The sequence below is a fragment of the Erwinia sp. TECH1 genome (genome assembly GCF_054057575.1).
This window is the reverse complement of record NZ_JBSRZK010000001.1, coordinates 2474073-2497177: the sequence shown is the minus strand read 5'-3', so window position 1 is coordinate 2497177 and position 23105 is coordinate 2474073. Positions and strand designations below refer to the sequence as shown.

Annotated in this window: 15 protein-coding genes; 9 read left to right on the top strand and 6 right to left on the bottom strand. The window is 55.6% G+C overall.

Annotated features, from left to right (window positions below):
- The first annotated feature begins 30 nt into the window (after positions 1-30).
- Entirely contained in the window at positions 31-1530 is a 1500-nt protein-coding gene (locus tag ACVWZ0_RS11660; RefSeq protein WP_253454020.1) for a hypothetical protein, read from the top strand.
- 118 nt (positions 1531-1648) lie between these two features.
- On the opposite strand, the gene ACVWZ0_RS11655 is transcribed toward ACVWZ0_RS11660, so the two are convergent.
- A complete protein-coding gene (locus ACVWZ0_RS11655; protein WP_253454022.1) occupies positions 1649-2833 on the bottom strand; it encodes a sugar transporter in 1185 nt (394 codons plus the stop codon).
- 342 nt (positions 2834-3175) lie between these two features.
- On the opposite strand from ACVWZ0_RS11655, the gene ACVWZ0_RS11650 reads away from it, so the two are divergent.
- The 6 genes from ACVWZ0_RS11650 (at position 3176) to ACVWZ0_RS11625 (ending at position 11087) form a co-directional block, all read left to right on the top strand.
- A complete protein-coding gene (locus tag ACVWZ0_RS11650; protein WP_253454023.1) occupies positions 3176-4045 on the top strand; it encodes an NAD(P)-dependent oxidoreductase in 870 nt (289 codons plus the stop codon).
- 203 nt (positions 4046-4248) lie between these two features.
- On the top strand, positions 4249-4731 hold the full coding sequence (locus ACVWZ0_RS11645) for an RrF2 family transcriptional regulator (protein ID WP_253454025.1): 483 nt from the start codon (positions 4249-4251) through the stop codon (positions 4729-4731).
- Positions 4732-5015: 284 nt separating this feature from the next.
- Positions 5016-5351: a helix-turn-helix domain-containing protein gene (locus ACVWZ0_RS11640; protein ID WP_125287612.1), complete on the top strand. Its 336-nt coding sequence runs from the start codon at positions 5016-5018 to the stop codon at positions 5349-5351.
- Positions 5352-5603: 252 nt separating this feature from the next.
- The gene (locus ACVWZ0_RS11635; RefSeq protein ID WP_253454027.1) at positions 5604-6623 is read left to right on the top strand and encodes an AI-2E family transporter; all 1020 of its coding nucleotides are present in this window, start codon (positions 5604-5606) and stop codon (positions 6621-6623) included.
- A 118-nt stretch (positions 6624-6741) separates the two neighbouring features.
- Entirely contained in the window at positions 6742-8322 is a 1581-nt protein-coding gene (locus ACVWZ0_RS11630; RefSeq protein ID WP_253454029.1) for a methyl-accepting chemotaxis protein, read from the top strand.
- A gap of 425 nt (positions 8323-8747) precedes the next feature.
- A complete protein-coding gene (locus ACVWZ0_RS11625) occupies positions 8748-11087 on the top strand; it encodes a putative mucin/carbohydrate-binding domain-containing protein (protein ID WP_253454031.1) in 2340 nt (779 codons plus the stop codon).
- A gap of 164 nt (positions 11088-11251) precedes the next feature.
- On the opposite strand, the gene ACVWZ0_RS11620 is transcribed toward ACVWZ0_RS11625, so the two are convergent.
- The 3 genes from ACVWZ0_RS11620 to ACVWZ0_RS11610 are packed head-to-tail and all read right to left on the bottom strand — an operon-like array spanning position 11252 to position 18116.
- Complete coding sequence (locus tag ACVWZ0_RS11620; RefSeq protein WP_253454033.1) at positions 11252-13633, bottom strand: virulence factor SrfC family protein; 2382 nt, start codon at positions 13631-13633, stop codon at positions 11252-11254.
- Positions 13630-16611 (bottom strand): virulence factor SrfB, encoded by a 2982-nt coding sequence (locus ACVWZ0_RS11615; protein ID WP_253460964.1) that lies wholly within the window; start codon positions 16609-16611, stop codon positions 13630-13632. Before ACVWZ0_RS11615 ends, ACVWZ0_RS11620 begins: the two co-directional genes overlap by 4 nt.
- Positions 16612-16613: 2 nt before the next feature.
- Entirely contained in the window at positions 16614-18116 is a 1503-nt protein-coding gene (locus ACVWZ0_RS11610) for an SrfA family protein (protein ID WP_253454036.1), read from the bottom strand.
- Positions 18117-18394: 278 nt separating this feature from the next.
- Here ACVWZ0_RS11610 and ACVWZ0_RS11605 point away from each other — a divergent pair, with 278 nt between their 5' ends.
- Together ACVWZ0_RS11605 and ahr are read left to right on the top strand one after the other, a co-directional pair.
- Positions 18395-19711: a methyl-accepting chemotaxis protein gene (locus tag ACVWZ0_RS11605; protein WP_253460967.1), complete on the top strand. Its 1317-nt coding sequence runs from the start codon at positions 18395-18397 to the stop codon at positions 19709-19711.
- Positions 19712-19876: 165 nt separating this feature from the next.
- Entirely contained in the window at positions 19877-20893 is a 1017-nt protein-coding gene (gene ahr, locus ACVWZ0_RS11600) for an NADPH-dependent aldehyde reductase Ahr (protein ID WP_253454038.1), read from the top strand.
- Between the two features lie 92 nt (positions 20894-20985).
- On the opposite strand, the gene ACVWZ0_RS11595 is transcribed toward ahr, so the two are convergent.
- A complete protein-coding gene (locus tag ACVWZ0_RS11595) occupies positions 20986-21441 on the bottom strand; it encodes a hypothetical protein (protein ID WP_253454040.1) in 456 nt (151 codons plus the stop codon).
- A gap of 375 nt (positions 21442-21816) precedes the next feature.
- The gene (locus ACVWZ0_RS11590) at positions 21817-23004 is read right to left on the bottom strand and encodes a CynX/NimT family MFS transporter (protein ID WP_253454042.1); all 1188 of its coding nucleotides are present in this window, start codon (positions 23002-23004) and stop codon (positions 21817-21819) included.
- Between the last annotated feature and the right edge of the window lie 101 nt (positions 23005-23105).

The window sequence follows — 23105 nt, the reverse complement described above, 5'->3', positions numbered from 1 at the left end:
TTTCTGGCGTACTGATCAAAGAGGCTATGTATGAAACTTCACACGTTAACCGATCTTGAGGCTGCTCATGATATCGATGATGGATTAGAGTATGTTAAAAATAATCCTGTTTTATTAAATTATAACGTCGCTCAAGGCATTAGCGATACGCTATCCGCGGGGCTCTCGACGGGCGCGGTACTTGCCAACTTCCCGGCCTCTCAGCCTTCAAGAAATGTTGAGAAGATCAGAATTAAAAATAACTCTTTATGTATTCTCTGCCCGGAATTCGCCAGGGCAACGGCAAACCCTCAAGGCGAAGCACGTTTTAGTCGTACGCCTGGCGTACTTTTTCCTGGCGATGAAGGAGAGTTTGAGTTTAGCTACCGGCCTACGGCCTATGGGATCAATAATGGCAATGCCGTCTTCCACCTTAGCTTTCTGGTTATTAGCGCCGATGTGAATTTTACCGGTATGGATTCTTACCCCAGTACCGACGAAATCCCTATGTTAAGAATTAATTTTTATTCTCACAGGTTTAGCAAGTTATTCATCTGGGACGTCACCGTTAATAATGAAACGCTGGAACCTGTTTATGCTTCAGGCCTTGACCCCCGTGGCAACGATAACGTGATGACCTATATGACTTATCGGGGTACCGAGAACAGCAGAGAGCCTTCTTTCGGGATGGCCTATAACGATGTCAGAGCAGCGACAATTAACGAACGCAATGCGACCGGTTCGACCACGCTTGTCTTCACTCCCTCTGCAAAACGTTCTGGCGATCCTGTCAGACAGTTAGACAATCCCGGCACAGGCGTATGGAGTGAAGCGGCTATAAGAAACTTCCTTCGGGTATGCCTGCATAAGTACCGTGCCAAAACGCAGGTTCAGACGAAATCCTTTGCTGCTATAAGTTCTCTGATTGGCCTGTTGTCAACGGCTAAAGATATTTATTCCAGTATTTCTACCCGCACGGACAGCAGAACTTACCTTACGGTAAGTATGAAAAACCTGACCGGGAAAAATATGTTTATCCTGCGCAGGAAATACAGTAATTCGATGAGGATGGATAACGGGATTGTTCTTGATGGTGAAACAGCGGTAATCCCTCTGGCATTTAGCTCATTCCGACCTGCCGAACCCGAGCTGTTTATTCGCATTGTTGAAGGCAATGGTGAAGCTATTGATTTGGTACTTTATTTTTCAGATTATGGCGCTGGCAACTCCATCAAAGTCAGCCGTGTTATGCAATCCGGGCCTGGATTGATTCAGCGCGATCCCGTCTATAGCTCACCCGGCTCAGCCACAAACTGCGTCTACAGTTTTGTTTCTCCAACCAGAAAGCACAGAGTATTTATTCAGCCGACTATTGTGACCAGCCATGACAGTCCTACCCTGGATATTTCCCTTGTTATGGTGGAGAATCGCCCTGAATTTACCCCGCCTGGCGAGCAAATACCTGGCAATGAATTACCTCCCCCGGTAGAGGATGGAGGTGGCGCGCAGATCCCTGATCCCATTTTCCCGCTGCCACGCTTTGCGGACTGAAGCCATCCTGCTTCAGTCCACGGAAGGCGACGGTAAGATAATCCGCTTTCCTGGGCAAATCTGACGTTCAGGAAATGCACAGGCCAGGGAAACAGCTGACGGTTAATCGAAATGTTGATTAACCGTTAATCCGCAGCTGCGGATAGCGTTTCATACTCCAGGCGCACCAGGCCAGCGAAAAGAGACCGATTGCGCCGCCGGCATAGCCGATATGCGCCATGCCCAAATGCAGGCTCACCTGATTGCCCAGCAGCGCGCCGCCGCCAATGCCCAGATTATAGATGCCCGACATCAGCGACATCGCCACGTCGGTGGCGTCCGGCGCCAGCGTCAGAACTCTGACCTGAACCGCCAGGCCGATAATCATCATCGACAGCCCCCAGATAACACACAGCGTCGAGATCGCCACGGTATGCGTTGCCGCGATTAACAGCGCGAGCATACAGACCGACACCAGCGTAATCGCGCCCAGCAGAAACGCCGCCGGAAACTTGTTGCCCAACGCGCTGAACAGCACGCTACCGATAATGCCCGCCGCGCCGAAAATCAGCAGCAGGAAGGTGGTGAAATTACCGCCCATCTGCGCCACGGCCTGAATAAAGGGTTCGATATAGCTATAGGCCGTATAGTGCGCCGTAACAATCAGCACGATCAGCAGGTACAGCGAGACCAGGGCAGGGCGACGGAACAGCATCGGCACGCTTTTTAGCGAGCCGGTATGTTCGCTTGGTAGCTTCGGCAGCAGTTTCGCCAGGGTTAGCATAGTCATCAGCGCCACCACGCCGATTACGCCAAAAGTGATACGCCAGCCAAGATACTGTCCGATGACGCGGCCAATCGGCAGGCCCAGCACCATAGCCAGCGCCGTACCGGTCGCCAGCATACTCAGCGCCTGGGTTTTCTTGCCGGCTGGCGCCACGCGAATAGCCAGCGAGGCGGTAATTGACCAGAAAATAGCATGTGACAGCGCGATGCCAATGCGCGAAACCACCAGCACGTTGAAACTCCACGCGAACGCCGAAAGCGCATGGCTGGCGATAAAGAGCAGGAAGATGGCAATGAGCAGAAAACGCCGTTCGATTTGCCGCGTAAGCAGCATCATCGGCAGCGACATCAGCGCCACCACCCAGGCATAAATCGTCAGCATCAGGCCGACCTGGGCGGTCTGCATGGCGAAGCTGCTGGCGATATCGGAAAGCAGGCCAACCGGCGCGAACTCGGTGGTGTTAAAAATAAATGCGGCGATGGCCAGCATAATGACGCGTAGCCATGCGGTCTTGCGAGAAACGGTTATTGATTGCATCAGGTTTAACGACTTGTTGATAAGTGAGTTCCGCGTTACGCGAAAACAGAAAAGTGTCCATATTGTGTTTGATTTGTGCGACAGATGACATTGAAAAACGCCGTTTTTATGTAAATCAGCATAATCGGCGCGTGGCGAAGGTCATTCACCGCTTTTCACCCTTGTTTCTTGATTTAACGGCGAAAAATCTGTCGACCGGTGAGTATAGCCACAATTACGGGATGCGCCAGGCAGGGAACACCTTCTTACATAACCGCTGCGGGAAAATCAGCATTTCGCACGGGGTTGCGCTACCCTGGAAAGAGAATACCGTTATTTATCGCTTACGATAAGGAGTCTGTAATGAATCAACGTTCCGCTGTAGCCGTATTGGGATTGGGCGCGATGGGGCACGCTTTTGCCGCGAACCTGCTGAAAAACGGCTTTGTCACCAGCGGCTGGAACCGTACCAGCGCGCGCGGTGAAGATTTGCAAAGCGCCGGCCTGAGGCTGGCGGAAACGCCGGAACAGGCGGTGAAAGAGGCCGACGTGGTCATCAGCATGTTGGCGAATGCGGAAATCACCGAGGAAGTGCTGCAAAAAACGCTGTCGAGCCTGAAACAGGGCGCGATCCTGGTGCAAATGGGCACGATTGGCGTAGAGGCGACGGAAAAGCTGCTCGCAACCCTGCACGAGAAGCGTCCGGACGTGATTTTTCTGGATGCGCCCGTTTCGGGCACTAAAGCACCTGCAGAAAACGCGCAAATACTGGTGTTGGCCAGCGGCGACCGGGAGAAAGCGCAGGCCGTCGAGCCGGTTTTTGCCGCCATCTCAAAAGGCGTGAAGTGGTTGGGGGCGGCGGGCGCGGCGTCGCGCATGAAGCTGGTGGTCAACGCCTGGCTTATTTCTATGGTGCAGGGGCTGGCGGAAAGTACCCAAATGGCGGAAGAGTTTGGCTTTACACCGGATGAATTCTGGGACGTACTGGACGGCGGGCCGCTGGCGGTTCCCTATGCCAAAGCGAAACTGGGCATGATCAAAGAGGGCAGCTATGAACCGCAAATGCACCTGACCTGGGCGTTAAAAGATGCTCGCCTGGCGCTGGCGGCGGCAAAAGAAAGCCGTCTGCCGGGATTAACCACCATCGCCGAACTGTGGCAGCAGGCCGTGGATGCAGGCTATGGCGAAAAAGATCTGTCGGTCATCTATCGCTATTTGCAGGAAAACAGATAACTTTCTTGTCAAAACAGAGGGAATAATCCCTCTGTTATTCAGGGTTATAGCGTAAATAGCAGGAACTGCTTAACGGCTTTCTTCTAAAGTGCAACACTATTTGGTATATTAATTTACTATCATCTTTATTAGTTGATTGATTTTAATGCTTTTTTAGATCACCGCCGATACGGTGAGGCACAGCTAAAAGCAAGGATCTGAACATGCTTGATATTCGTTTTCCTACAGCTTTACAAATGGTGCTCTGCATAGCCCAGGCGGAGCGGGAAGGTAAACGCAGCACCAGCAAAATTCTGGCAATGGGCCTTGAGGCCAACCCCAGTTTTGTCCGTAAAATGATGGTGCCGCTGACCCGCGATGGCATTATCGTCTCTACGCTGGGCCGTACCGGAACTATCCGGCTGGGGCGTCCGGCGGAGGAGATTACGCTTTGCGATATCTATACTTCCGTGCTGGAGGATAAACCGCTGCTGGCAGGCCGCCCGGAAGTGCCGGCGCGTTGTCTGGTTAGCGCCAACACCTGCTGGTTCTTTAAAGAGCTGGCTCACGAGGCCGAGCAGGCGTCGCTCAACGTGCTGGCGAAGCGGACGGTTGCCGACGCGCTACGGGAAATCTATGAGCGCGACCGCCGCTATCCCGAAGGCAGCTGCGAGGCGATGAAAACCCGTGAAAATGCTGAAACCTGAAGGGCAAGATAACCCTGAATATGGCCGGGCACTGACAATGCCCGGCTTTTTTATTGTCTTAAATCCTGTCGGGCCGCCACGGCTGCCGTAATCTTTACGCACTACGCCGCTTGTTGTGCGCTCTCTTTTTGCCGCTTCGCGATCGCATTTAATGCAACAATTATACTTGCATTAAGCGCGCGTCTGTTTTACCGTTACTAAATGCACTAATGACAGTTACCTTTTACCCCGCCCGGCGGCGGAGGTCAACAGCAAAAACAGGTTATAATTCTAAGGGGAAGACAATGAGCCATGATGATTTTATCAGCGACCTGGTAATGTGGATCGACACGCATATTGAAGGCAAGATGGATTTGGATACCGTGGCCCGCCGGGCAGGGTACTCCAAATGGCATCTGCAGCGTATGTTTAAGCAGCATACCGGCCACGCTTTAGGCGAATATATCCGCGCGCGTCGTCTGAAAAAATCCGCCGAGCGCCTGGCTAAAGGCGGCGAGCCTATTCTGGACGTGGCGATTTCATTCGGTTTCGATTCCCAGCAATCTTTTAACCGCAGCTTCAAACGTCAGTTCGGCCAGTCGCCGGGCGCATGGCGTCGTCAGGTGCAGGTCAGCGCCTGATTGCTTTTCAATGGCGGGCGTAGCGGCCCGCTTTGACTTTTCCGTTCCGCCTCCGTTTCGTTCCTCGCCGCATCGCATAAATATCAGTTCGACCAGGGCAAAACTAACTTTTCCGTCCCGCCTCCGTTTCGTTCTCCTGCCGCAGTGCATAAATATAGGTTCGGCCAAATCAAAACAGGCCTGAAAAAACGCGGAGGATTGTATACTGTCTGAATTGTAATGCTTTTTGACTTCAGACAGACAGGAATCCCTATGGAGATACGGAACCTCACCAAACGCCAGCTTTGCGAAGCCGCCAGCTATCTGCTGGTCTTTATCGCGCTGCTGATGATTTTTCCTTTACGCCTGCTGCCGTGTTTTCTGGCCGGATTTATCGTTTACGAAACCATTCTGGCGCTGACGCCCTGGATAGAGAGGCTGGTCAAAGGGCCGCTGGCGCGTTGGATCACCATTTTCTTTCTTACCGTGGTGGTGCTGTTAGCGCTGGCGGGCGGTATCACCAAACTGATTGGCTTTCTGCTGCACGACTTCCACAGTCCGGCGGCCTTCCATGCCGCCGCCAGCAAGCTGCTTGAGGATGCGCAGGATACGCTGTCGCCGGTGGTCACGCGCTATCTGCCCGCAGATATCGATGAACTGCAGCATCAGGTTATGGCCTGGCTGCGCGAGCATCTGGTTGTGGTGCAAACGCTGGGCCGTACCGCCGCGCACACCTTTGCCACTATGCTTATCGGAATGCTGCTGGGCGCGATTATCTCGCTGCGCATCAGCGGCAGCGATACCAGCAACGCGCCGCTAACCCAGGCAATGCTAAAACGTCTGACGCTGCTTGCGGCTTCTTTTCACGATGTGGTTTTCGCACAAATCAAAGTCTCGCTGGTCAACACGCTGCTGACCTGTGGCTTTCTGTTCGGCGTGCTGCCGCTGTTCGGGCTGCACTTTCCGTTTGCCAAAACCGTTATCGTCCTGACCTTTATTGCCGGAATGCTGCCGGTGATCGGCAATCTGATCTCCAACACGGTTATTGTTTTGATTGGGCTTTCCATCTCTTTGCAGGCAGCGCTGATCGCGCTGATTTTCCTGATTCTGGTGCACAAGCTGGAATACTTCATCAATGCCCGTATCTTTGGCACCCGTATCAACGCCAAAACCTGGGAAATCCTGCTGGCGATGCTGGTGTTTGAATCCGCCTTTGGCCTGGCGGGCGTGGTTGCCGCGCCGGTGTTTTACGCCTATCTGAAAAGCGAACTGCGCCACGCCCGCCTGATTTAAGCTGCTTTACTGGCCCCGTTCGGGGCCAGTCTCCGCTATAAAGCTTCTTTATTCTTCTGCCGATAACTTCTCCTGAAGAACCGGAAAATTGCTTCCGCTTCATCTACCAGGGCATCAAATGAAACTCTCTAATTATAAGATCGGCGTGCGTTTAGGCCTGCTGGCCGCAGTATTGCTTTGCGCCACGCTATTTATCGGCCTGCGCGGCCTCGCTATCAACGAAAACGCGCTTGAGCAAAGCAGTCAGATCATGCAGCAGGAAATGCAGATTGAGCGGGTTATCGACACCGCGCGAAATGCACAAGTGCAGTTTAAGATTCAGGTACAGGAGTGGAAAAATACGCTGCTGCGCGGCGGCCAGAGTCCGGAGGCTTTTGCTAAGTACAGGACGGCTTTTATTGAACAGGGCGACAAGACTCAGCAGCTGCTTGCCACGCTGATCGAAACGATGCCGACGGTAGGCATGGATAACCGTGAAGCGCGGGAGACGCGTAAGCTTCATGGCGAGCTGCAAGAGCGCTATCTCAGCGCGCTACAGGCTTACCAGCAGGGTGATGCCGACAGCGCGCAGCGCGTCGATCGTCTGGTCACCGGCGTCGATCGTCTGCCGACGAAAATGATCGACGAAGTGGTAGCCAACGTGCTGACGCACACGCAAAGCCTACATAAGCAGATCGCCGCTGCTAATCAGCAAAGTTATCAGCACACCAGACTGATCCTGGCCTTGTCGATGCTGTTAGCGCTGTTGACCGGCTGCATCATTACCTGGTGGCTGGTACGCAGCATCACCCAGCCGCTGGCGCAGGCAGTAAAAATCGCCCAGACGGTGGCGGCCGGCGATCTGCAGACGCAAATCGTGGTGAAAGGCCGTGATGAAACGGCCTCGCTCATGGCCGCGCTGAAAGAGATGAACACCAATCTTACGCGTATCGTTTCCGACGTGCGTGACGGCACGGAAACTATCGCCTCGGCTTCGTCACAGATTGCCCTGGGCAGTCAGGATCTCTCCGGTCGTAATGAGGCACAGGCCAGCGCGCTGGAAGAAACGGCGGCCTCGATGGAGCAGTTAACATCCGTAGTCAGAAAAAATGCCGACAACGCACGTCATGCCAGTGATATCGCTCAGGATGCCACGTCAGCCGCGCAGCTGGGCGGCAGCGTGGTGAAGGAAGTAGTACATACGATGGGCGAGATTCAGCATTTTTCCAGCCAAATTAGCAATATTATCAGCCTGATTGATGGCATCGCCTTCCAGACCAATATTCTGGCGCTGAACGCCGCCGTTGAAGCCGCAAGGGCAGGAAGCGAAGGGCGGGGCTTTGCCGTGGTGGCCGCTGAAGTGCGGGCGCTGTCGCAACGTTCTGCCGCTGCCGCCAGGGATATTAAAACCTTAATTGACAGCTCGGTCAGCCGCATCAATACGGGTAACGCGCTGGTCGAACGCGCGGGTCAGGCGATGGAAAATATTGTGGAAAACGTGCACCGCGTCAGCTCGCTGGTGGCAGAGATCTCGCTGGCAAGTAATGAGCAAAGCGTCGGTATCGATCAGGTTAACCTCGCGGTAACGCAAATGGATGATGCCACTCAGCAGAACGCCTCATTGTCGCAGGAATCGACCGTAGCGGCGCAGTCCCTGCAGCAGCAGGCTGAAAATCTGCTGCGTAGCGTCAGCGTGTTTAAGCTTTCCGCTATTGTATAGGACACAGAAACGCGACGGCGGCCCGGCTGCTGTCGCATTCTCTCTTTACTAAATAAATAGGCGGAAGACCTGCCCAACGTACCTTTTCGTTCTGCTATTTTTGCCACAGAGTACACTGTTAAATAACCATCATTTCACTATTAAAAAAATAAATTATTTAGCGGCAGGGTTAAGAATGTGACATTTTACTGTTAAGCCAGCAGGGTAATTATATTTTGCTATTCTTTTTTTCATGGCGTTTATCCTTTCGTTAATTAAAGAGATAGCCACCTCCTTCATTTAATGCTGACCTGTTATCAATAATTGCCGCCTGGCGATAACGCTTGCCTGATATCTTTCTTTGGACATAAACCCTGAAGAGAAAATAATCATGGCAACCCAGAGTAAAGTAAAAACACATATATTCCCTGGAAAGGCCGGTATGGATGGATGCGGCCGGTCTGAGTAAGGGTATTAATCATGACCGTCAGCATCTGGGAATTATCCTGTCTGCAGGGCAGGCGATCAAAGTCCGCCAGCTATCGCCCAATAACGGCTCATTGACGCTGCGTTTACTGAATAATGATGATCAAACTGAAGCTTCTGTCAGCTTTGGCTCCGCCTGGGTGAAGTTAAGTGCCGGCGCGGCCTCTGTGCCTTTTATTGATACCCCTTACGATCTTTCCACTGCCGTTGTGGAATATGAATATGACGACAGGGCTAACACGCTGCCTGTCTATGAGCAAGGCGGCAGCGAAAGCGCTTTCTTTCAGCTGTGGGACAGCCAGAACGCTGAGTTTGCATTAATCAGCAGCGAGTTTGTGAATATTTTAATTCCGGCAGCCGATAAACAAAAACTGCGTACGCTCCACGCGCAAAATAGCATCGACCGTTTAATCGAAGGCTACAGCAATATCTTTAATTTTTATAACACGCTGCTTGGCCTTTCTTTCCAGACGCCTGTTATTACCGACAGGAATATCCGCAACCGCTACTTTATCAAGGCGGACAAAAGCGGCCCGGGCGCGGCTTATTACAGCGATCGCTGGACCGCCGAAACCAGCCCGACCGTTAGCGACTTCTGGCTGTTCAGCAAAGAGCCCGGCTGGGGCTGCCTGCACGAAATTGCCCATGGTTATGAAGGCAAATTCATGTCGGACAGATTTATCGACGTGCGCGAGGTCTGGAACAATATTCACTGTGCCTGCTACCAGCATCTTACAATGGGCGACAGGCAATATCAGGAAGGCTGGCTGTACGACTACGGCAGACAGGCTGCGGTGGAAAAAGTTATCAATGATTTTGTGCGTAACGGCACGCCAGTAAATCAGTGGGATCTGCGCTCGAAACTCTACTTTATGATGCAGATGGTCAACAAGGCGGGCATGGAAGCCTTTACCCACTTTAATCAGCAGTACCGTCTGCTCAGTAACCGCGACGGCTTTATTGCTGAAGAACATTCGCTGCTGGATATGCTTTCTGTCAGCTTTGCCGAAGCGGGCGCCAAAATTGACGTTACGCCTTTTATGCAGCTGGTTGGCGCGCCACTCACTCGCCAGCAGCGCGACAATAATCTGTTTTGCCAGGGTAAGGCGGTTTATCCGTTAAATCAGCTGGTAGAAGAGGGACGGCTGGCGGCGTTGCAGCAGCAGCTGAATTTGCGTAGTCCGCTGGCGCTGGTGGATGTTCAGCAACTGAAAATAACCGGTCTGACCGGCAGCGTCAGCCTGAAACTGGATATCGATGACTTCCGTCAGATTGAAAATGAAACCCTGACGCTGCTTGACGGCGCAACGGTCGTACGGCAGGTAAAAATTAACCGGCAGGAAGTGCTGCTTGAGGATCTGCCTGTTGGCGTTTACACGCTGCATTTACCCACCGGTAAAAGCCAAAAGTATGCTGTGCAGCCAGGCTATCTGAAAGTTAAAACCGGGCAGTCAGCGCAGGTTATTCATTACCAGCGTAAAATAGCCTCACCGTTACTTAATCAGGTATTTAACCTGCTGGGGCTGGGCGATGCCAGTTTTGCCAGCGTCGAGCTGGACCACAGCAAAGGCCTGCTCAGCATTAATGCGGGTGGAAACAGTCCGCACGTTTATTTCCCGGATCAAACCTATGCTCAGATTACGATCCGCGACGGCAGCAACAGAGAAATCTATAAAAGAACTTTTCTGGGCAACGATCGCCTTATTGCTCACGACGAAATCGCTTTCTCTTACGGGGATCGGATTGAAATCTACCATCGTGAACCTTCTCGTTTACGTTTGTCGCCCGCCGTATCCGGCATAATCGATGCTACTGGCGAAACCAATCATTTTGTTATTACGGCCAGCGGCCTGAAAAATGAAAAATTAAACAACAACCCAGAAACGGATCTGGCCGAGAGACTGGAAAGCGCTTCGCTGGCGATTGCCGCTAACCATGCGGTTGTGGGCGCGGATTATGCGGCGGCTAAAGACGATCTCTGGCTGGCCGTCATGGCTTTGAGCCGTCCGCTGCGTGATATCCTGTTTGCAAAATATTATATTTATCTTTCTATGCATAACGAGCTGACGGAGCATCCTGAAGTGCCTGAAGTGCCTGAAGTGCCTGAAGAACCGGTGGCGCCGGCTCCGCCGCTTTATCCGCTTTGGGAAGCCGGTCGCATATACGTCGGAGGCGACAGGGTGACGCACAAAGGACGAAACTATCTGGCTAAATGGTGGATTGGGCAGGGCACCGAACCCGGCCTGGAGAGCACGACCGGGGCGGCAGACGGCGACGGCCGTCCATGGACAGAGATCTAACCCAGGTCTGAGTCAGGCAGCCTGAAAAGTATTCATTTCGGGCTGCTGTTAAATGGCAACGCAGAGCACATGGGAAGGGTACTCTGCGTTTTTTACCTTTATTGAAAGTAACCAGCGGTTCAACTAAACCGCCGCCATCCTGCAACGGCTTTCTCCCGTGCCTGCTACTTACCTGTCTGCTTCAAAATCTCAGCCAGCTGCGCGCGGTGCTCGCCGTCAATCTCCCGAGCGGCGGAATAACCGGCGTTCAGCAGAATGGTTTCATTCAGCCCCACCAGCCAGTCATAGATATAGTAGGCGGCATGGTTATTAGGCTTCAGCGCCAGCTTTGTCAGCCGCTGGCCCGGCCCCAGGCTGGCGGCCTGGGTTTCCGGACGGGCGAAGATCTTCTGGCCACGATTGATTTTACTGTCGGGGCGCGCCGACTCTGGCAGATGCTGGAAGCCGAGCCAGGCGACGAAATCGCCCAGCACGCTCAGCGCGCGGGAGACCTGGCGATCGGCCAGCATCTCGGCCGGGGTATTCGCCGCATCTTTATCCGTCAGGATTTTCACCAGCGCGCCTTCAATATCCAGACGAATACTGGCCGTGGTCAGCTCTTCGGTCAGCATCTCCAGCGTGGGGCGCGTCACGCCCAGCAGCTCCAGCAGCGCGTCCTGTTCGGGCAGCTGTCCCAGCAGGTTGATCCAGTAACGGTAGACCTGTTGCGCAAAGCCATTTTCCGCTTCGCTCTCCTCGCCCGTTTGCTGCGCATCCAGCGGCAGCGGTAAAGGATCGTTGCTCAACAGATCGATACTCATTCCAATGCCGAAGGGATCCTCTTCCGTCAGGGCATACTCTTCGTTGCTGCGGCGCTCGGCGGGGTGTTGCTGCTGCATAAACAGGTGACGCAGCGTTTCGCGCGTCGGCAGCAGCCGCTCCAGCAGCTCGCCGTGCACGCCGGTTCTGGTTTGCAACGCCTTCAGCAGCGATTCGGCAACGCGCAGGCGGGCCTCCGGCTCCTCTTTTTCCGCCGCCAGATACCAGCGGCCCAGCAGGTTATCGCTCAGCTCGCGACGGATCTCGCTGAGCTGTTCCTGCAAGCGCGTCATTTTGTTTTCGCGGCTGACTTCGCTGGTCAGCCAGCCCGCCATCCGCTTCACGCCCTTATCGTCCATCGTCAGCATGGTGCCCCAGGCATCGCCGGGATTGCCCACGTAGCGCTGTACGGCGGCGTCGTGGTTCTGACCGTGCGTAATACGCTGGTCAAAAGGCGTCAGCGCCCAGATTAGCGCAGGTTTGCGGCCGCTGTGCGGCTGGCCCTGGGTCTGCTTCACCCAGTTGTCCAGCACACGGCCCACGATGCGGGTATCCGCGCGCTGGCTGGAAGCGTTACAGACCATCAGCAAGTCGACATCCTGCCGTTCTGCGGCGCGGGTTAACAGGAAAGGACGCTTGGCGGTGGTAAAGGCCAGCGCCAGTTCGTGCGCGCTGTCATCCGGCAGAACTGACGGTTCTTCAAAACCGGGAAAGTCCAGCAGATCGACCTGTTCAAACAGGTTTTCACGCGGCGCGCTGTAGAACGGCAGCAGCACTTCGCGGCTCAGCAGGTTCAGCTCGCCCAGCGCCAGGTTAACCGGCCTCAGGCTGCGGCCGTTATGCTGCGGCACTACCTGAATAACGCGATCCGATGAGGCGTTAAAATAGCGCAGGCCGCTGCTGTTTAATACGCTCAGGCCGGGATCGTCCACCGTGCTGATGGGCGCCAGCACGCGTCGCGCGCCGGAAAGATGATGCAGCACGTGCGCCAGCTGGCGATAAAGCGCGGAAAGATCGCGGTCTTCATTCCACAGCAGGGAAAAGAGGCGGGCGCGATCGTCCACGCCCAGCATCGGCGCCAGCTCCACGGCCTGCGGCCAGAAATGACTTTCCAGCGCCTTGCTGCGGCAAATCTGGGCGGCGTTCAGACGGTGCCACAGCGCCACCACGTTATTGCTGCTCATGCCTTCCACGCTCTGCGCCTGGCGATAAACGGCGACGCTTTTCATGCGCTCGGCAATCTGTTGCTCATCCAGCGCGATGGTTTCGCTGCCGCTGCGTTTGGCCCAGATTTGCGCCAGCACGCCGGCGATCTCTTCTTCGCTCATCAGCGACAGCTGCACCGGCCATTCGTTATCGGTGCTGGTCTGCCGGCCGCTGAAGCGCATCACCATGGTGGCGCTCTGCTGCTGCGGATTAAGCTGCGCATAGTCAAAGGTGGTATTGCCCAGCGCCAGCTCCATCCGGCCTTTTTCACTGGCGGCCAGCGCGGCGATCAGCCAGGCTTTGCCCGCCTGCGCCAGGCCGAAAAAGCCGACCGCGCACTCATTGCTCGCGGCCTCATTCAACCGGGTTGCCTTGTTATGCTGATGCCGCAGCCGGACGCCAAGGCGATCCGCTTCCATATTAAGACGTGGGGCGGTGGTACGGGCGCTTTCCAGCCAAATCAGCGCGCGATCGATACCCTTGGTCACGTTTTCCAGTTTTTTGCCGAACTGCCCCGATGGCTTAGGCGTCAACGCTTTCATTTTTTATATACGCTCCCACTGTCAATCCAGTAATGGGTTAATCCTGAGCCGCTGCTGGCCAGCGTATTCAGCCTGAGCCGCAGATGTTCCAGCGGCACGCGGCTGCCGTCGTCCAGCGTTGCCTCGGCAATAGCAAATCTTTCCGGGCCGAATTCGCCTTTGGTTTCCGCCACCGCCAGCTTGATCTTCAGCACCTTGTCGCCTGCCACGCTGCGGGCCAGCTGCGGATCGGCGATCGACAGGGTGTAAAGCGGCGAAGCGGGCCAGCGATCGTTATCCAGCTGCCGGAATCCCAGCGTCAGCGCGCCGCGAACCTGAAAACGCTCGCGTGGGTCGAGCCGGAAATTATCGTCATCCAGATCGATATCGGCATACCAGACGTTCTCGGCGCTCAGGCTGCCGTTACCGTCCAGCATGCCCAGATAGCGAATAGTGGAGTACGGCTGAAAATCACCTGCCTTAAACCAGAAGTTCGCCAGCCTTAAATCCAGCGACAGCAGGCACAGCATAGCGCCGACCGCCGCCGTGGATTTCGGGTTCTCAATCCGGCCCTGTTTGTTAAAGGGATACCAGTCGTTGGTGTGGTAGCCGTCCAGCGACAGAATACGGCTGACCGGCAGCGGCTGGAGATGGCGGAACAGCGCCTGCACGCCAGGGAAGCGCGAAGGGCGACCCGTCAGCAGCAGCACATCGCAGTCATACACGGCGACCACTTCCGACATCGAGCGCAGGCTCTGGGTAATATTCATACGCGGCGACAGGAACTCCGCATGAAGCTTGCTCAGCCTGACCACCAGCGGGACACGCAGCAGATCGAAAGCTTCCGCCTCGTTCGGCAGCTCGCGCTGGATCTCGCGGTTGATATAGTCGAGCAGCTTTTGCGTCGGCGCCTGGGCCAGCAGCTCGCCAAAGCGGGCATCCAGCTCGGCGTTCAGCTCCAGCGGATCGAATTTTTCATAGGCTTCCAGAATCGCCTGGCCTACCGGAATGAAAATTTGCAGCGTAACCTGCTGACGCAGCGTGGAATGTCCGTCCAGACGACCTTCATGGCCGAAAAGCCGCGTCATTACGCCTTCCGGGTTCACCATACCGGCTTCTTTGAACGCGTGCTGCAAGGCGGGCAGCACGTAAAGCTGGATCACATCCAGCAGAATGTCGTCGCCGGCCTGCTTAAAGCCTTCGCGGAACAGCAGGCGCGGCATAATCTTCACGTTGTTACCGACGCCGTCATCCAGGCGATACTGGGTGATCGCCAGATCGGTGGTGCCGCCGCCGATATCAATGGAGGCGATACGCAGCGTTTTGCCCACCGGCTCGTCGGGCGCGCGAACGCGATCGGGGCGCGCCATGCTGACAAAGAACGCCTCGGCGCGACCGCCGAAGTTCACCTGCGTTTCGTTATAGAGATAAACCATCTGGCCGCAGGTCGCTTCGTCCCATTCCATCTGGACTTCCGGTACCGGCACGCTGCTTTTTGCCTTGTCTTTGGCGCTGGTAAAGTCGTCATCCGCCGGATGCCAGCCCATCGCTTTCCAGATCAGCGCGATCGCTTCCTGCATCCGACGACGGAAAATCTCGCGCTCCGGTTTAGGCATAGCGGAAGGCAGCGTCAGGATAATATTACGCAGCTGGCGCGGCGCGCTGCTGTGCAGCATCTTCTGGCGCTGCAGCGCGCTGTTCATTTGCAGCAGCGCCTGCGCCAGCAGTTCGCCAAGCATAAACGTCATTACGGAACTACGGCTGTACTGCGGCGTAAAGACCGGCAGGCGCTCCTCCAGCGGCTGGCTGAACAGCGGCTCGCCTTCGTCATTAACCAGATTAGTCAGCGGCGCGGCGGTTGCCAGCGGCTCCAGCGCGGCGTTGCCCGGCGTGCGGCTGAAGCGCCAGCCTGGCGTGTAGGCATCCTCATCCCAAAGATAGCGGCGCGGGCTGGAAATGCCGGTTGCGCCTTCCGTGCCTAAACGCTGCAGCGCCAGGTTGCTCGCCTCGCGGCCTACGCGGGTAATCGAAGGCCAGATAAAGGCGTCATCGCGTCCGCTTTCCATCGAGAAGTTCTGCTTGCCAAAGCTGGCCTGGGCAAATTCAACGCGGCTCTCGAACAGCTCGTTATAGACGCGGTGCGGCGTGCCCAGATCCCGCAGATGCAGCTCATAGGTGTGCTTGAGGCCGTGATGATCGTCAACGTGATCTTCCACCATAATGCCGCAGGTATGCGAGTTGCCAACGTCCAGGATCAAATCGACCGGGATGGCCGGCTCCTGTAGCGTGGCGGCGCTGATCTTCAGCTCCGGCATCGCCAGCTGGTGGCCGAGCATATGCAGAATATTCAGGTAATGGGCCTGGTATTCGAATTCGCGCAGCGCTGTGCGGATATTAACCTGCGGACGCTGCTCGACGGCGGCGGCCTGCTGGCTGAAGACCTCGCGCAGCCAGCCGTCGATCCAGGTATGATCCAGAAACTCGCCCAGCTCGTTGCTGCGATAAGCCAGCGCGAAGCTGACGCCGTTTTTGACGTCGCTCTCCACCAGCGCCAGCGACTCGTCTTCGCCTTCCTGCCAGGTGCGGGTTTCGAAAGCCAGGCAAATGCGATGCGTCTTGCCGTTTTGATCGGGCTTATCCAGCGCGACAATCTGCACGCGCGCCCAGTTATCAGGCCCGCCGATAAAAGTGCGGGGCGGATTAAAGCGAAAGAAGGGCAGCGGCAGCCACACGCCGTCCAGCAGCGCCAGCGACTGCGCCAGCGGAAAACTGAACTCGGGCTTCACCACTTCCGGCATGCCGCCCACCGCGATCGGCAGCAAATATTTGCCGCTCTGCGCGTTAAAGTTCAGACGCAGCAGCGGGCCGTTGGCCGTCTGGCGGACAAATTTGCCCGGCAAATCGTTTTCCGGATCCGGCGTCAGGGCAAAATCCAGGAACTGGATGCCGCTGTTCTGAATCAGCGTCATGTTCGGTTTAAAATCTGCGGTCGCCAGCATCATTATTTACTCTCGCGCTTCATCGTCATCGGTAATACGGTATCGGCATCATATTGGCCGCTACAGGCGGCGGCGGTGCCTTCGGCGCCCTGTACACAGGTCAGCTCGGGCATGTGGTAGCGCGAACCGTCGCTGCATTTTGCTCGGGTGCGGCTATTAATTACCAGGTTGCCGGATTTCATCACGCCCGCGTAGACCTCCACGCGACAAACCGTGCCGTCGCCCTGGGTCATCTGCGCCTGGCCTTTGCCGTTGCGCAGCTGATAGCGCAGCACGGGCGGCTTGCCGGTGAGCGGGGTTTTAATGCCGACAATCACGCGCCAGTTGCCGTTAAGGAAACGGGTAGAGCCTAGCTTGACCGCGTCCGCAGGCAGCACTAAATCATCTTTACCCGCAGGCACGGCAGGCGGCTGTTCAACCGGGGCTGGCGTGGTCTCAGCAGCGGACTGCGCCGGCGTCACCGTAACGGCCGCGACGCTGGCGGGTGCTACCGGCAGCGCAACGGCAGACTGCTTAACCGCATCAGCAGCAGGCTGCGTTTCGGCAGGTTGTTTAGCCGCATCGGCAGCCGGCTTCGTCTCAGCGGTTTGTTTAGCCGGTTCGGCAGCAGATTGCTTGATATCAGCAGCGGTTTTCTCGGGCGCAACCGCAGGTTTCGGCTCATTTACGTTCGCGGCTTGTGACGCTGTCACTTCCTGACGCATGGCGGAAAAATAGTTTTTCATCTGCACGCCAAACACAACCAGCAGCGCGGCAGCAGGCAGTATCCAGCCATAGCGCAGCAGGTTTTGCTTAGCCGTATTTTTCACAGGCTCGGGTTTAACGGGCGCTGATGCAGCGGGCGGCGGCTCAGGCGCATTTTCCGGCTCGGCGGAGGTCTGATAAGCCGCAATGGCAGGTGTAACGACAGGCGTAACGACAGGCGCGACGGCGGCAGCGACAGGCGGCGCGCTTACCGCAGGCGCGACGGCAACCACCGGCGCGGCCGCCGTCATTTTCGACAGCGTCAACGGCACTTCTTCTTCGACGGCGCGCAGACAATCCAGCGGATCCAGCTGGCCTTTTTTCTCAAGGCTGACAAATCCCCAGAAGGTCAGAACGGGTTTGCCGCCGACCAGATAGACAAAGTTTTGATCGGGAAACTGAATCGCTTTAGCCAGCAGCGCGCCAAAAAGTTTCTGACTGTTATTATCCGACTGCAGCGCACGCTGGCACAGGTCGGCCACCGTTTGCTGACAGGCAACCAGCTGATTTAACGCGTGCGCGCGTGCGCTGTCGCTGGCCGCAGCCCAGGAGATAACTTTGCCGGAAATGGGCGAATACCAGTCCAGACGGTCACCGGCATCGTTGGGTTGAGGGATAGCCAGGCAGTCAGCTATCTGCTGCTGTTTCCGCAGGCGCAGCGTCTCGCGCAGCTGCAGGGCTGATAAATAAACGGGCTGACCGTTTTCGCCAAGAGGCAGAACCGCGTCCAGGCTTCCGCTGCGTAAAAATAGTTTAGCCACGCAAAGACCTTTTTTAGTCAGGATTCAATAAGTTTTAATCCAAATTTCTATTTACTGTAGTCGAGTGGACTTAAATCAAATGCAGAAATAAGAGGGTAAAGCGTGTTTTACTCAGCTCATGACGCAAAAAAAAGTCAGGAACAGGTTAATTTTTAAGGAAAATAGCTGGAAAAAGCAGCGCCTATCGCAATAACAGGCGCGGCCGAGGTTAATTTTTTACCCAAAGTGCCGATAACGATTTTGTGACGAATACCATAAATATGACAAAAGGTTACAACATGATCGGCTCTACCAAATCGGGGATATTATCCTGGCTGAAATCCAACGCCAGCCATTTACGCGCAACGCTCAGCTCGCTGAACAACGCCATCGCCATGATCGAATTTACGCCACAGGGTCATATCCTGACGGCAAATGCACTTTTTTTAGAGACAATGGGCTACAAACTGAGCGAAATCGTTGGCAAGCATCATCGGCTTTTCTGTACCGACGAGCTGATTCACTCGCCGGAATATGGTCAGTTCTGGCAGCGCCTTGCGCGTGGCGAAAGTTTCAGCGATAAGTTCCTGCGGCTGGCAAAAAATCAGCGCCCGATCTGGCTTGAAGCTAACTATGTGCCGGTACAGGATCGCCACGGCCGGGTGATTAAAATCGTTAAGCTAGCCTCCGATATTACTAGCCATATTCAGGATGCGCAGGAGCAGCGGGCGATGACGACTGCTATCAGCCGCTCAATGGCGGTGATTGCTTTTAACCTGAAGGGTGAAGTATTACGCGCCAACCAGAACTTTTTAAAAACCACCGGCTATAGCCATGAGCAAATTATCGGGCGTCATCACCGCATGTTTTGCGCGCCGGAAGTGTATAACAGCCGTGAATACAGCGAGTTCTGGCACAAGCTGCAAAAGGGCGACTTTGTCGCCGGGCAATTCCCCCGCGTTAACAGCAAGGGCGAAACGATTTGGCTACGCGCCACCTATAACCCGATTTTCGATGCTAACAACGAGCTTTATGAGGTTGTCAAATTCGCTACCGACGTAACGGCACAGGTAGAGAAAAACCAGCAGGAGCGCGAAGCGGTCGATCACGCGTATAAAGCGGCGGTGGAAACCAGTCAAAACACGCGGCTCGGCGTCAGCGTGATTGAAAACAGCGTGGCGCGCATGAACGAAGTCGCCAGCGAGATGCATAAAGTCTCAGGAGACATCAACGGCCTTAGCTCCCAGTCCGCGCAAATTGGCGAGATAGTGGAAACAATCCGTTCTATCGCCAATCAGACCAACTTGCTGGCGTTAAACGCCGCCGTTGAAGCGGCCAGAGCGGGCACGCATGGACGCAGCTTTGCGGTCGTGGCTAACGAGGTGCGCAGCCTGGCGGCCAATATCAATAGCGCCAGCCAGGAGATCGCGAGCGTGGTCGATCGTAACCAGCAGCTGGCACAGCTGGCGCAAAAAAATATTACCGCAAACCTGGCGCGGGCCGACAGCGGCGTGGCGCTGGTAAAAGAAGCGGGCGACGTTATCGTAAATATTCAGAACAACTCCGAGCAGGTGGTTGACGCCATCGGCAACGTGACGCAGCATCTGACCAAATAGCGGCTTCATCTTCCGGCGGGCTGCCGCAATAGTGGACATATTGCGGCGCAGATCGTCAATTTTTACATCCTGATACACTCCCTGCCGCTAATGACTCGTTTCGCTCCCTGACCATCCGGCGAGCTTTGCTAAACTCAGTCCGTTAACGAAACAGAGGAAGAGAGCATGAAAATCAAAAGCTATGCAGCGATGGAAGCCGGTAAGGCCCTGGAGCTGTATGAGTATGATGCGCCTGAGCTGAGCGCCGAGGAAGTGGAAGTCGAAGTGGAATATTGCGGCGTCTGCCATTCCGATCTCTCAATGATCGATAACGAGTGGGGCATCTCACGCTATCCGACTATTGCCGGCCATGAAGTGATTGGTCGCGTGTCCGCCATGGGCGAAGCAGCGAAGTCCAAAGGGCTTTCCGTTGGCCAGCGCGTGGGCATTGGCTGGACGGCGAAAAGCTGTCAGCACTGCGACGCCTGTATCAATGGCGAGCAGGTTAACTGCGAGCAGGGTTCAATCCCTACCATTCTGAACAACGGCGGCTTTGCCGAGAAGCTTCGCGCCGACTGGCAATGGGTTATTCCGCTGCCGGAAAACCTGGACGCGGCGACCGCTGGCCCGCTGCTGTGCGGCGGCATCACCGTCTTTAAACCGCTGCTGATGAGCAACGTCACGGCGACCAGCCGCGTGGGCGTCATCGGCATTGGTGGCCTGGGCCATATCGCTATCAAGATCCTTCGCGCGATGGGCGCGGAAGTGGTGGCGTTCAGCTCCACGCCGGATAAAAAGCAGTCCATCCTGGAAATGGGCGCGGACGAGGTCATCAACAGCCGCGATCCGGAAGCGCTGAAAAGCCAGGCGGGCCGTTTCGATCTGATTATCAGCACTGTAGCAGTGGATCTGGACTGGAAACCTTACTTCGACGCGCTGGCGCCGCAGGGCAAATTCCACACCGTGGGCGCCGTGCTGAAACCGTTTGAAGTCTCCGCTTTCCAGCTAATTATGGGCGATAAAGCGTTGACCGGCTCGTCTACCGGTTCTCCGGGCCAGCTGCGCTCGCTGCTGAAGCTGGCGTCACGCCGCGATATCGCGCCGCGCGTGGAGTATTTCCCGATGTCAAAAATCAATGAAGCGCTGGATCACGTGCGCGCCGGTAAGGCGAACTATCGTGTGGTGCTGAAAGCGGATTTCTGATGCGGTCTTTTAGCTGCTGATATGCTGAACGGCGACCCTGCGGTCGCCGTTTTTTTTAGCCTGCCCTGGCCGGATACAACCATGATGTGTACTTAGCCCTGGCCTGCGTCCGTTTCAGTAAAAGCAGGGGTCTTCAGGCCGGTGGAGTAGGCTACCTTTTTTACTTTTTCCGGCGTGGTGGTCACTTTTACCGCCGGGATAGTGACACGCCCAAAGCCGAGCAGGGTAGGGACATAGCCGCCAACCTGGTGCTCGCCTGCGGGCAAATGCAGTTGCAGGCTCTGACCGCGGATCAGCGCGCCGGCATCTTTACCGTCCACTGTGACATAAACGGCAGAGCCGTCATCGGTGCGGCTGGTGACGTGGGAAACGTCAACCTGAGTTGGCCCCGTGGAGAAATCTTCGGCCGAAACCACGGCCGGGCCTTTAAAGAAATCTTTAGCCGATGCCGTTATCGATGTTGTGGCCGGTTCATCTTTCTTGTGGCTGGTGCAGCCGGTCAGGGTTATGGCGGCCATCGCTACGGCCAGGGTGAAACGACAGATCATTATACCTCACTATCCTCTACGGCTTTTAAGGCGCTATTTTAGCGCCTGGCCGCGTCTGAAAACAGTCAGGTCTCTTCTTAAAATGTGCCTTATCGCATTTTTTAACCGGCGCAGACAAAGACCTGACGCGCCTGAGCAGGCAAGATCTCAGTTTTCCGATAATCGTGATGGATAAAAACCGGCTAACGGGAGTCATGATCGCACTTTAGTTACATCATACTAAAGGTACTGATAATAATTCCATACCTAAACTCCAGAGATAACACGCATTCATACAGGCTAAAACGCAGCTAAATCAGATACAGACTATCAGTAAGAAAGGCATTTTTTGCGGGTAAAGTGCCGCTTCGAATCAGGAACGAAGCGGCAAATGGCTTAACCTATCACCTTATTTCTTCCCGCCAGCGGCGCAATCGCCACCTGTAACAGGCTTAACGCAATCATAAACAGCAGCGGGGCCGACCAGCTGTCAAAATGCTCGTGCAGCACGCCGAAAACCAGCGGGCCCAGCGCGGCCAGACCGTAACCTACGCATTGTGCCATGCCTGATAAGCGCGAAGCCTGATGATGATCGCCCGAACGCAGACCAAACAGAGAAAGGCTTATCACCAAAGAGGCGCCCGCGCCCAGTCCGGCAATAATCAACCAAAACACGGCCAGGGCAGGGAACAGATAAAGGCCGCACAGCCCGGTAAAAATTGCCAGCGAAGCCAGCAGGGCGATAGCGCGCTGATCGGCCAGGCGTTTCAGCGCCCGCATACAGGCAAGATTGGCGACGATTGCCACAATCTGATAGAGAAACAGCAGCCAGCCGGCGGCAAACTGGCTGAATCCTTGCGCCTCAGCCCAGGGCGTAAACCACGCAATCAGCGTGTAAAAGGCCAGCGACTGCAATCCCATAAACAGCGAAACCTGCCAGCCTAATGCGGCACGCCACGGCGAGCGCAGCGTAGAAACCGCCAGCGGTGTGCGCGTCGTTTGTCGTTGCCGGGCGCGTTTCAGCAGCGGTAGCCAGGCCGCCAGCGCGATGGCCGCCGGGATCAGCCAGACGGCCAGCGAAAAAAACCAGCCCGCATTCGTTAACGATGCCAGCGGCACCGCGATACCGGAAGCCAGGCTGGCGGTAATCGACATGACACAGGCATAAAGACCGATATAGCGGGCGGAATGCCGGGCGAAATCACGCTTAATCAGCGGCGGCAGCAGCACGTTGGCGGCGGCAATACCACCGCTCAGGATCGCCGTGCCCAGCCATAGCGCAGCGCTGCTGCCGGCAATGCGCAGAGCGGAACCGGATAAGATCAGCCAGACCGCGAGCCACAGCGTTTTCTCCAGTCCAAAGCGATTGCCTGACCACGCTGCAGGTGGCGCGAGCAGGGCAAACATCATCAGCGGAATAAAATTAAGCAGGCCAGCGTCGGTAGCCGTCAGGCTAAAGGTCAGGCGAATATCTTCCAGCACCGGGCCAATCGACGTCAGGGGGGCGCGCAAACAGGCTGCGGTAAGCAGTAAAACAGTAAGGAAAAAACCGGAACGGGTAAAAATTGGGGACATTATCGACATCGCAAAAAGAGCAGGCGCGGCCCGCTGATTATGCGTTGGTTGACGTTAACGCTTACGCAACCGAGCTGGCCCGGCTGTCTGGGCGCTATGTTAACGGCTAA